The organism is Bifidobacterium bombi DSM 19703 (genome assembly GCF_000737845.1).
Taxonomy (GTDB): Bacteria; Actinomycetota; Actinomycetes; order Actinomycetales; family Bifidobacteriaceae; genus Bifidobacterium; species Bifidobacterium bombi.
The window spans coordinates 625,555-638,695 of the sequence record NZ_ATLK01000001.1; the positions used below are offsets into that span (position 1 = coordinate 625,555).

At 58.5% G+C, this 13,141-nt stretch carries 3 protein-coding genes; all 3 read right to left on the minus strand.

Annotated features, from left to right (window positions below; genetic code table 11):
- Window positions 1–153: 153 nt before the first annotated feature.
- Window positions 154–9,534 (minus strand): type I polyketide synthase, encoded by a 9,381-nt coding sequence (locus tag BBOMB_RS02440; RefSeq protein WP_044086687.1) that lies wholly within the window; start codon window positions 9,532–9,534, stop codon window positions 154–156.
- 81 nt (window positions 9,535–9,615) lie between these two features.
- Window positions 9,616–11,241, minus strand: coding sequence for an acyl-CoA carboxylase subunit beta (locus BBOMB_RS02445; RefSeq protein ID WP_081867370.1), 1,626 nt, complete (start codon window positions 11,239–11,241; stop codon window positions 9,616–9,618).
- A 2-nt stretch (window positions 11,242–11,243) separates the two neighbouring features.
- The gene (locus tag BBOMB_RS02450; RefSeq protein ID WP_081867242.1) at window positions 11,244–13,106 is read right to left on the minus strand and encodes an acetyl/propionyl/methylcrotonyl-CoA carboxylase subunit alpha; all 1,863 of its coding nucleotides are present in this window, start codon (window positions 13,104–13,106) and stop codon (window positions 11,244–11,246) included.
- Window positions 13,107–13,141 lie beyond the last annotated feature (35 nt).

The window sequence follows — 13,141 nt, forward strand, 5'->3', positions numbered from 1 at the left end:
GGCGTATGAGCGATACAGCACGCCCGTCCAATCACAGCGGCGAAGCTCGTCCTACAGCCGAAACACTCCCCTAAAGACGATTCGTCCGATCCAAATGACAGACCGGACGAATCAACGTGCGTTCAACGGTGAGCCACCCCCGTCACGCCGTCATCAGGCTTCGAAATAACCATCAACTCCCAAACGGGCTTCGGGATCAAGCAACATGGACTTTTCAAGTTCATGCGCGTTGTATCCCGGCGCGTCTTCATGGAAACGGCGGTTGTCGATCGGCTCGTACAACGCGGCTCGACCCATACGCCCTTCCTGAAGCCGGCGCTGTCCTTCGGCCAAACGTGCGTTCGCCTGAGCACGCCATTGCTGCAGTGCTTCATCCCCCTCGTTCTTGGCCACCGAGGCTTCGAAAGCTCCGGGGCTGACTATCGCTCCGATGCCTGAGACATGCCCGAAGCCCAACGACGTGACGAGACCGGCCTTAATGGAACCCACATGCAAAGGTTTCTCAAGCCACACCATATGGTCATCACGTTCCAGCTCCGGATCTACGCAATCCAGCGCCGCATTCGCCGGTATGACGCCTGAAGCGAACAGCTGGGTCAACCCATTGATCTGGAAGATACAGGCACCTCCCTTCGCATGTCCGGTCAGACTCTTTTGAGAGATGACGTAGAGCGGGTTGCCTTCAGAGCGGCCGATGGCATGGGCCAGCGTGTTATGCAGCTCCGATTCATTGGGATCGTTGGCGTTCGTGGAGGTGTCATGCTTGGAAACAACTGCGATGTCGTCAGGTGTAACTCCCAACTTCGCCAATGAACGCACCAAATCGGAATCCTTGCCGCCCATGCCAGCAGCGAGGGCTCCGAGACCCGGGGCGGGAATGGAGGTGTGCGCGCCATCGGCGAATGAATGGATGTACCCCACGACACCGGCCACCGGCAGTCCCATCTTCAGCGCAATGTCGCCGCGGGTCAGGAGGATGGTCCCGCCGCCTTGAGACTCAAGGAAGCCGCCCCTTCTGCGGTCGTTGGCTCGCGAGAAGAAGCGCGGGGCTATGCCTTTGGAATACATCTCCGATGAGTTTGCCGTGGCGTTCATGTTGCCGAAACCGATGACCGACTCCACGCCAATGTCGTCAATCGCGCCGGTGACCACAAAATCGGCCTTGCCCAGAGCGATCTTGTCCACGCCCTCCTCGAGCGAAACAGCGGCGGTGGCGCAAGCCGAAACAGGTTGAACCATATTGCCGTACCCACCGATATAGGACTGCATGACGTGCGCAGCTACGACATTGGGCAGGGCTTCCTGCAGGATGTCCGTAGGTATCTCACGACCCAGATAACGGTCGAGGTACAGTTTGCGCATGGACGACATACCGCCGAAACCGGTGCCCTGTGTGGAAGCCACCTTGGACGGGTGCACGGCCTGAAGGATTTCAACTGGCGTGAAACCGGCCGACAGGTAGGCATCAACAGTAGTGACGATGTTCCATAAGGCGATTTCGTCGACATCGGAAACCATAGAGGCGGGGATGCCCCACTTCACTGGGTCGAACCCTTTGGGGAACTGCCCACCTACGGTTCGGCTCATGGTCGCGCGGCGGGGCACACGGATCTTCGAACCGGAGGTCCTGGTCACATTCCATTCACCGGACTCCCGATCCTCACTCACCTGGGTGTGGTCTGGATCGAGTTTCACATACTCTTCGGCCATCTCCTGGGTCGGCACAGAGAATTCGACGTCATGATCAAGAAAGACGTCAACCTCTTCCTCATCGGTTCCATCACGATAGTCAGAACCCATACCCTCGTCGAACGGGCGGATACCGGAACGGGCAACGACCTCGTCATGGTAGCGCTCCGCGATGTCTTCCTCAGCAACAAGATTGCCGTCAGCATCATACCAACCCGGTGTCGGGCTGTCCTGCCATTCGATCAAGCCCATGTTCCAAGCCAATTCAAGCACCGCGGCGGCACTGAGATCGACCGTGCCATCCGAATGGATGCCCATCTCGGCCTCGAAACGAGTACGACCGGAGCCCCACGGGCCCATTTCGCCGATGGAGACGATGACGATCTGCTCTTCCGGCTTGGCCGTCACACCATCCCACTGCGATAAATCGATCTTCGGTTGCCTCGGCACACGCGGGGTTGGGAGCGCCTTGAGCATTCGCTTCACATCGGTGCCGGCAACGGCGACGGGCTCGTGCCCTTCGTTACGGACGGAGCCTTCATTGTCCGCCTCAGCCTCGGACTTGAGCTCACGAAGGTCGAGAGCCTCATGACCCAGTCCACCCGTCAAATCGACCTTCAATGGCGCGTCCAATGCCTGACGGCGAGATTGCATCGTGCACAGGCCAAGCAACCTATCCGCCATTTCCTGAGTGGAATACGTCCGCACTCCATGACGTTCCACGGCTTTGACGAGCGAGTCGTTGGCGCCCATGAGTCCGGTGCCTCGCACCCAGCCAATCAAGGGGTGAGCAAAGGTAACGCGGTCGGACCAGTCATGTTCGCTTCCCGCACGATTGACAATCGCGTCCATGGCGGCCTTTACCTCGCCGTATGCACCATCTCCACCAAACATGCCCCTGTTGGGGGAACCAGGAAGAACAACGTGAAGCTTGTGATCGACATCCGTATCCTCCCCTATTCGGGAGAAGCCGGCAATCATACGCTCCACACTCCAGAGCATGAGCCTCGCCTGGGACTCGAACAGCCTTCCTGAATCAGCCATCGTCCCATGCATCGGCGGAGCCGCAAATGGAAGAAGGATGGTCGGTTCCATGGCCGGCTTCAGAATGGTGGTCGTGGCACCTGTGGTCTTCTTTTGAGTGGACCCCACCCAGGACACCAAAGCATCCACATCCCTGAAGCTCGACAGATTCGCAGGTACGATCCACAGCTTGGCGCCGGCCACGGCGTGCTGCCGATACAGCTTCTTGGCCCACTGCACGCTTTGCTGGTCAAGGTCGTGCATAACGGCCACCACCGTGGCCCCTCCTGCAAGCAAGCCGGCTACAAGGGACCCGGCTATGGAATAGCGGGATACACCGGTGACGACGGCGATATCACCTACGAATTCGCAGGCATGGGGATCCAGCGAGACCTGTTTGCCCGCCTCCGTGGCGATGCGCGCGAAGACCTGAGCCAGTTCCGGTTTGCCATTTGCCCCGGCCAAACGCTCATACCAAGCGGCCTGGGACTGAACATCGACACCGGCTCCGACGAAGGAGGCAGAATGTGCATCAGCATCATCCTCATAGTAGATTCGGGCCAGATCCTCACGTGCACTGGCCCATCGGTCATCGAAAAGCACCGCCTTTCGCTCGTCGAACTGCGCTTCGACCTGCTTGGGCCAATCGGAACCAAGTTCAGCCTCAACGGCAGATACGACGGCAGCATCCTCATCCTCGCCGTTGGCAGGAAGAGGCTCATGCAGTCCAAGCTGATCCAAAACGAACCGAGCAGTAGAAGCCAGAAGTCCCTGCGAACCGGTGACCCTGGATGCGAACGCATCCAAAGCTGCGGAATCCACCACCGAACCTGACGTTCCCGAACCGGAATTGGGCAATGCAACGGCGATTCCTCTGACCTGCGCCACATCCTGTACGCCTTGGTCGATCAGCGCATTGGCCGCACCCGTGGTCGAAACCGCCTGCGTAGGGAGCTTGGCGAGTTCCCCGCCGCGGGAGGAGGCACCTTCTCGAGTGTTCAATACAAGGCTGCAGACTACGGCCGCCACCCAGCCCGGTCCAAGTTTCCAGACATCGGATACACGATCCTCCACCTGTTTCAGCTTTATTCCGGCAGGACCGAACAAGGCCTTGACACGGTCACGGACGATCTCGGAAAGAACAGGCCCAAATGGCTTGTAATTGGGAGCCACCTTGTTGACCAAGGCGCTCAGATCAGTCATGGAAGCTTCGGCGGCACCGTCCACGGACGCGACTCCAAGCTCAGAAGAGATGTCCATCAGCAGCTGGTTGCGTCGTGAGGACACTCCATTGGTCAGGCTGTCCGTGGTGTCGGTTGTGCCTATCTGATCGGGTCGGATCTTTGCAGAATAAGCCAACAGCATTGCGATCGCGTCACTGGCGCGGAAAGGAATGTCAGCAACATCGGCACCAGAAACCGAACCAGGAGCTTCGGACGCCACCGAAGCCGCCGAAGCCGTCTTGCCAGCGCCCACCTGTCCCTGGGCCGGGGCGGCCTGCGTGGCGGGAGCCTCGGCAACGGGCTCGGACCCCGCAAGGCTCTGGGCGGTGGACGAAGAAGCCGAAGTCTCCACGGCACCGGCTTCGTCTTCCTCACCGTCATCTATGGCAGCGTTGGGGTCGGTGTCAGTCAGGTAGACGCGTGACTCATCACGCCCTAGGTTATACACCACAACCTGGCGCTCACGGAAATCGGGGAGCTTCAATGTCTTGGCCGCCATGTTCGCAAGCGTCGGCGAATGGCCCAGACCGACCTCAACCAACTCCTCAAGACCCAGACCACCCTGTTCCTTGGAGCTAAACATCAGCGACTGCGTCTCTATCCAGCGCACAGGAGAGGCGAACTGCCAGGAGAGCAGTTCCGTCAGAAGCAGACGGCCCAGCTTCTGGTCATCCGAAGCATAGGAATCCCATACCGCCGGATCGTCCAACGCCTGCCTGATTCGCTCCGAAGGCACCACCTCCAGTATGGAAGCAGCGAAATCACGGGTCATTTCAAATGGCCGAGCCACCAGATTCGGAATATAACGACCCTCCAAACGCGAATAGTCGATGTACTGCGGCAAGAGCTTGTCCAGGGTGTCGCGGAATTCAGGCACACCCTTACGCAGCAAGGAGGAATGGAAGGGCACGTCGATGCCGGGAACATACATGAAGGCGGGTTTGCCGCCGGCCTCTTTCGCCCTACGATTCGAATCGGCCCTAAGATATTCCAGGCCGGCGATTGTTCCGGCGATGGCATACTGCTGGCCGGCGAGATTGTAGTTTACAATCTCTAGGAACTCACCGCATTCCTGCGAAACGGACTGCACATATTCCTTGACTCCGTCATCCCCCAAGCCAAACTGATTGGGTCGCAGCGCCCCCATGCGGTAATTGGAACGCCCCTGCTCGTCGCGCTCGATAAGGGAGTGCATGGTGGATCCACGGTGGAACACCAGCTCGAGAACAGTCTCCAAGGACATGACTCCCGCGAAGGAGCTCAACGCATTGTATTCACCCAAAGAATGTCCGGCGAAGTAAGCAGGCCAAATATCCGAACCCGATTCGCGCAGGCGCGCCGTTTGCGCGAAAGCCACGGTCGCGAGAGCCACCTGGGTGAACTGTGTGAGGTTAAGCAGACCTTCGGGATGGTAATACGTTACCCCCTTGGCCGTGAGCGACTTGGGATTATCCCTGACGACCGCCAAAATGGAGAATCCGAGCTTGGAACGCGTCAAAGCGTCGGCTCGTTCCCAAGTCTCGCGCGCAGCGGCTGACTTGGCTCTCTCATCCAAAACCATACCCTGCTGCTGGATGCCCTGGCCCGGGTAAACGTAAGCAACCCGTGGAATGCGCGCTATGGCGGTGCCGCGTGAGACAAGCTCGCCGCCGATCCGGCAGATGACCTCCAGGACCAAACCGCCGTGGCGTACTTTCCCGACGCGCTCGATCGAAATCTCGACCCTGTCACCCAATTGCACCATGCCGTACATGTTGTACGTCCAACCGGCAATTTCATAGTGCATGCCCTGCTCATCCGTGGCCTGGAGCGCATACTGGGCCGTTGCCGACAACCACATGCCATGGACCAGAGGCGCCTTGAGGCCTGAGACCTTGGCTCCACGAACTGAAGTGTGGATTGGATTGAAATCACCGGAGGTACGGGCGAAAGCCGTCATGTCAGCCGGAGCGGTGACGCTGACCTTGCGCAGAAGGCGACGCGGGGTGTCAACGATGTCCGCTTCTATTCCACCATAGTCAGGCGCCGGCTGCGGCAACTGGTCGGAATACGCCCTGCCTCGGATGGCGAAACGCTCGACCTCGTTGGCCAATACCGTCCCATCCTCAGCCGCATGACGCACATGGATGGTGACCACACGGCCTGAGGCCGACTCGCTGTAATCCTCCGCCCATGAGGTGAGCAGGACACGTTGCCCCACATGGCTCAGAAGCTCCTCCTGATCGACCTCCAACTCGATGAGGTGATCGAGATGCACGGCGTTGAGCAGGCCTTCGATGATCGGGAACCCGTCCACGCTCACCGATCCAAGCGCCGCATAGATCGCCGGCCAAGCGGGGCCTACGAGCGCGTCCGGCGCGATGGCCGAAGGCCTGAGACCCGATGGCAACGCAGCTCCCGTCGCAGCCTCATGGTCGAACCCAAGATTGCCGCTGAGTGTATATTCTGTGTGAGCCACACCGAATGGATGGCCTTCGGCATCGTCCGGATACTCGATCGCCGGCATCGCGTCAAGCCTGTCGCCGGTGATGCTGGTATTGCCGATACCCGCGGTTGCGGCAAGCAGATCGTACACGTCTTCAGGAAGACGATTGCGATCGACGACCGGTGACGCACCGGGGGTGCCGGCATCTACGGTCAGGGGGATGACGATGTGGCGAACCGCGTGTTTGCTGATGCCACCGTCAAGGTCATCATCCCAGAACGTGTCAAGATGAATATCAAGATCGTACAGATCCAGACCTTGCTCACTGCCGGCTGGACGAATCTCATAATCGCGATCCGCGACGGGAGTTCCAAATGCGGGATTGTCCATGAGATGACCGACCCAGGAGATATGGGGGCTGCGACGGATAAACTCCTCTGCCGAAGCAGCGCATGAAAGCTGCGAATAGGCTTGCTGCGGCTCTCCGCTCTCCTGGCGGACCCTGGTGACGGCGGCTTGTTCGAACCTCGAAAGAATCGAAGCCACCGGCTCGTCAATAGTCGTGATCCCGGCGACCGAAATGGGACCGGGAATGGCTCGCACCGAATCCGCGCTATAGCGATCGTCCTCGGACTGCCACAACTGGTCCTGACCCCACCAACGCAACAGGTCGTTGTCAATGACCGGTACGAACGGCATCGGCTTGGGATATTCGCGTACCAGCGTCGGGAACCATGCCACGTCAGTGGGCACGACCTTCATCTCATCAGCCTGAGGATAAGCCTCATGTAGCCTGCCGAGCGCCCGGTCGGCGTCACGCACATCCTCGCGATCCAAGAAGATCGACTTGAATTCGCCGGATTCAAGATCGCACACACGTGCCTCAATACGACGCAACAGGTGCAGGAAACGATCGACATAGGTGTCATCCACCCAAGGGCATGCCAATTGTGCGAAGCGCTGGGCCCACTGCTGATAGGTCATCTCCTCCACATCACCGAAATACGGCTTCGCCGTTTTGTCCAAGGCAGTGATGATGTCTTTACGACGAGATTCGAGCTCGTCAGGGTGCTTCATCACTCTAACGAGCAGGCGACCACATTCGGCGGAGGAGTTCTCGATCTCATAGATGTCTGCGTGCAAATGGCTCAGGCCCGAGCTCATTCCTCCAACGGCTTGTCCGGACGGAACCCAACGTTCACCAATCGGGGCGAAGGGATCGGGGTCGGGTTGTGTCATATCGATTCCTGGTGTTGCCACCAGCGCCTGCTTGACGTCAGGACTGGTATGGGCCTCCTTAGCAGTCATCGCCGCCGTTCCGACCAGGATGCCGTCAACGGGCATGTCAGGCAGACCATAAGCCCGTGACCATTGGCCGGATATGTAGTCCGCCGCCCGTTCGGGCGTGCCGATGCCGCCACCGGCCACGAGGACGATGTTGGGGCACTCCCTGACCTGGGCGTATGTTGTGGATAGCAGATCGTCCAGGGATTCCCAGGAATGATGTCCACCGGCGGCACCGCCTTCCACTTGCATGAGGATGGACTTGGGCGCGACCTTTTTTGCAATCGCCACGACCTGACGTATCTGCTCTACTGTTCCAGGTTTGAACGCGACATACGAGAATCCATCCGAATTCAGCTGATCGATCAGTTCCTGAGCCTCATCTAATTCCGGAATGCCAGCGGAGACGACGACCCCGTCGATAGGAGCCCCTGATTCGCGTTTCTTGGATACGATGCGCTGGGAGCCGAACTGCAGGTTCCACAAATAGCGATCCATGAACATGGCATTGAATTCGACGGTACGACCTTCCTCAAGCTCCCCTTCCAGCTCTTTCATGTGGCGCTCGAACACTTCCGCGCTGACCTGTCCGCCGCCGGCCAATTCAGCCCAATAACCAGCGTTGGCGGCCGCCGCCACTATCTGTGGATCAACGGTCGTAGGCGTCATTCCAGCGAGCAGGACCGGCGGTTTGCCAGTCAAACGACTGAACGCCGTGGAAATCCGATCGCCGGCGGGAGTGGAGAGCAAGGTCGGCTTGAAGCTGGACCAGTCCTGGCTTCGTTCAGGGTCGCCCTGCATGGTTGCCAAATCACTGCGTTGGGCCCTAGTGGAAGCTTCCACGACACCCACTCCAGTACCTTGCGTCAGGTTCGTCACCAATTTGCCTATGGTTTCTCCAGGCCCCAAATCGACGAGCCACAACTTGCTTGGATCCGTGCGATCGAGGAGATCGTGCACCTGTGCGGCCCAATCGACATGGCACAGCAGCACTTCCTGAGCCAAAGATCTGGAGCGTCGCACATCCAGACCGCAGCGCGCAGCCCACGCGACGCACTCCTCCACGGCATCCGCCATGAGCGGCGAATGGAATGGGAGGGTGACGTCCAGATATTCGAGCGTCGGATTGAAGGGGGTGCCGCCGCGTACTTTGCTTTCACGCAGTTTTGCCTGATGGCTCGCCTCCTTGCCGACCTCGATAGCAAACGAAGCCAGATCCTCCGGATATCCGGAAAGGACCAAATGCCGTTGCGAGTTGGTCACGGCAATGCTGATCGGCCCCTTGGGCGACGAAACACGGTCGATCAGAATCTCGACCTGCTTTCGTGTCGCGCCCTTGACTGAGAGCATGGGCGTGGCCTCACCCTGTTGATGGATGCCCAAACGCCTGACCTGACGCGTCCCCGCTGAACCGATAAGCTTGGCGATGGCGAGAATCTCATCGATCTGTTTGGTTGCGGCGGACAGCGAACCGGCATCCAGCACGGCCTGCGCCATGTGCACGCCCAGTACTCCCTGCGAATGTCCCAAAAGCGCCGACGGCTTGGATGAACCAAGATCATAACCAAGCTGATCCATGTCGATGATTGCACCAAGCTGCGTCAGGGCAATGCCGGGAACCGATGCCGAGGCGTCCGCGGCTGCTCCGAGTTTCGCCGGATTCGCCTGATATGAGAAGAGATCCAGTTGACGGCCGTTGGTCGCCAACAACTCCGTGGCGACGTCGCTGATCAAACGATTCGCCGATGCATCATGTTCGCCGAGCGTCTCCTTCATGGGTTCTTCGGCGCACAAATCCGCCAAAGCCGTGGGCCAAGGCGTTGATTGACCCGAAAACAGCAGGGCGTGCGGCTCTTGAGACAGACGGTTGATGAAGAATGAGTTTGTCATGATTTCCTTTTCCTAAAACCTATTGGTTTGAATGCTGATGGATGTTGGTATGTAAAAATTCAGTGCTGCAGTGCCCCGCCGTTACAGGGGCTGGTTTCCGTGGTGTTTATCCACAAGGTGGTGTCTTCGTTTGCCTGCGAAGGTCAGCAGGGACTCGGATATGGCCTGGCGCGTTTGTTCGGGATCGATCATGGCGTCTATCTCACCCATCTCCAAGGAAAGATTCGCATTGACCGTCGTCGTTTCATACTCCGTGACCAGCTTTTTTCGCAACGCGTCCACATCCTCGCCTTCGTCATTGGCTTTCTGCAGATCGCGGCGATGAATGATATTGACCGCACCCTGCGCACCCAGAACGGCTATCTGCGATGTAGGCCAAGCGAAGTTCATGTCCGCTCCAATGGATTTGGAACCCATCACTATGTAGGCACCGCCGAAAGCCTTGCGTAACACCACAGTCACCAACGGAACCTGAGCATTCGCGTAGGCATAGATCATTTTGGCTCCCCTCCGGATGATGCCGGCGTGCTCCTGGCCGCTTCCAGGCTTGTATCCGGGAGTATCAACCAACGTGATGACGGGAAGGTTGAAGGCATCGCACAGACGCACGAAACGAGCTATTTTTTCGGAGGAATCAACATCAAGGCTTCCAGCTTGGACGAGCGGTTGATTGGCCACGATTCCGACCGGCTTGCCTTCCAAACACGCGAAACCGACCACCGCAGAGGGGGCAAACAGCTCATGAACCTGCACGAACTCGCCGTAGTCAACGATGTTGCGAATGACATCGAGCACATCGTAGGGCTGCCGCTCATTGTCCGGCACAACCGAAGCCAGCCGTTTGGAGGCCTCACGCTCGGCATGACCGGAAGCGTAGGCATATGTGGGAGGCTCCTGTTGACTGTTCGAAGGAAGGTAAGCCAGCACCGTGCGCGCATAGTCGATCGCGTCGGCCTCATCCGCACCCAGATAGTGGGCCACACCGGAGAGCGTCGCATGGACGTTGCCACCGCCGAGATCCTCCATGCTTATCGTCTCGCCGGTCGCCGCCTTGACCACATCAGGACCTGTGACGAACATGTTGGAGTTTTCCTTGGTCATAATGATCATGTCAGTCAGCGCCGGGCAATATACCGCCCCCCCGGCACATGGCCCCAAGATGAGCGATATCTGGGGGACGTAGCCTGAAGCCTGGCAAGTCTTACGGAAGATGTGCCCGTACTCGGTCAACGCGGCAACGCCTTCCTGGATACGCGCACCACCGGAATCAATGAGAGAGACGATGGGGATTCCGTTTTCGATCGCCATATCCATCAGCCTGCAAATCTTACGACCTTCGGCCTGTCCCAAAGTCCCTCCACGCACGGAGAAATCCTGGGCATACACCGCCACCTTGCGTCCGTACACTTCACCGAACCCGGTGATGACGGCCGAACCAGGTTTTCCCTGACCGATATCCGCACCGACAAACCTGCCCATCTCGTCGAACGTGTCCTCGTCGAAAAGCAACTCCAGACGCTCCCGGGCCGTCCGCTTGCCTTTGGCATGCTGACGACTGCGGGCCTTCTCCTCGGACTCCTTGGCCATGGCAGCCGCACGTATTATCCCCTGACGAACCGGCTGGCCGAGACGGCCATCGTCTAGTACTCCGGAAGTATCCGCGCGTCCGGTTGCGGTATGGAAATTCCCCTGAGTCGTTGCAGCCATGATCACCGCGCACCTTCCTTGCCCGCATCCGCCACCTTGACGTCGTCCTGCGTACCCAGATCGAGCTCGACCAGCGTCTGACCCGCCTCGACACCATCCGCCACGCCTACATTGATGCTCCGCACCTTGCCTTTCGCTGGAGCATAGACATAGTTCTCCATCTTCATGGACTCCAATACCACCAACAGGTCAGACTTATCCACCTCCTGGCCTGGGGCGACTTGAATGCGCGTCACCACCGCCTGCATCGGAGCGACGATTCTGCCTGAACGAGCCGGATCGTCGTTGTCGGGGCGTTGACGCCGGTCCTTCATTCCCTGTCCACGCAAAGGCTGTCTCAGGCGCGATGTCGCACGGGTGCCGCCACAGTCCAATCCGGACACGCCATGAACCAGCGATTGAGGCAACGTCACCTTGACGCGTTTGTCGTCGATTTCAACCGTGAACGACTCAACCGGATCGCCATCGTCGTCCTCATTGCCACTCGCGGATGCCGGCTGTCCCGCTTTGGTGGTTTGGGGCTCCCGTTTGAGATATTCGTTCTCCAGCCATTTGGTCGAAATGTTGAAAGTGTGCCCCTCCTCCGCTGTGAAATCGGGATCGGAAAATACCTTCTTGAACAATTCGACAGGTGTCGGCACGCCCTTGATGCTGATCTCCCGGAGCGCTCGTCGAACACGTGCCACGGCCGCCTCACGGGTCTGGGCCGTCACAACCACTTTGCCCATCATTGAATCGTTACGTGGCGAGACGGTATCGCCTACATCCACACCGGAATCGATGCGGATACCAGGACCTGAAGGCCAACGCAGCGACTCAATCGTACCCGAGCTTGGAGTCAGATTGGTCGCCGGATCCTCACTGGTGATGCGCAACTCAAAGGCATGACCGCGCGGCGTGGGAGCAGGAGTCAGCGGGCCTCCTGATGCGATGATGAGCTGCTCGCGCACCAGGTCGAGCCCGCATACCTCCTCGCTGACTGTATGTTCCACCTGCAACCGGGGGTTCACTTCCAGAAAATAAATCTTCCCTAATGGGGTGAGCAAGAATTCACACGTCCCCAAACCCACATATCCCACGGCTTCGAACAGCCTGCGCGAATACTCCTCGAGGTTTGATATCTCGACATACGACAGATACGGCGCCGGAGCCTCCTCAATCAGTTTCTGATTGCGCCTCTGCACCGAGCAATCCCTCGTGGAGTATACCGTGAAACCGCCGTTTGCGTCACGACCCGACTGTGTTTCGACGTGGCGTGCACGAGACACGAATTTCTCTATGAAATAACTGTCCAGATCACCGCCTTGAAGTGCATCGTGATTCATGAAGAAAGTACGCAGCTCCTCATCGTCATGGATGAGAGTGATGCCTCGTCCTCCGCCACCGTCGGCCTTCTTCATCATGACCGGATATCCGGCATGTTGGGCGAAATCGAGAAGGGACCTGATGTCACGAACCGGTTCGTTGAGGCCCGGTACCACAGGGACTTTGGCCTTCAAAGCCACCTTGCACGCTTCGATCTTGTCACCCAGGTCGGTGAGAACCTGATGTCCGGGGCCAACCCATGTGATGCCCGCCTGCTCCACCTTCGAAGCAAAGGAGGAGACCTCGGAAAGGAAACCATACCCTGGATGGATTGCATCGGCTCCGCTGCGTTTGGCAATCCGTAGAATAGCATCCTCGTTCAGATAGGTCTGGTTATTGGTCTCACCTGGCAGGAGATACGCCTCGTCCGCCATCTGCACGTATGCGGCATCCCTGTCCTGGTTGGCGTAGACGGCGACGGTGGCGATGCCCATCTCCTGAGCCGTTCGCACGACTCTCAACGCTATTTCACCCCTATTGGCGATAAGGAGCTTATTCATGGAACCTCCTGGCATTTGCTTGAACTCCCCGACTA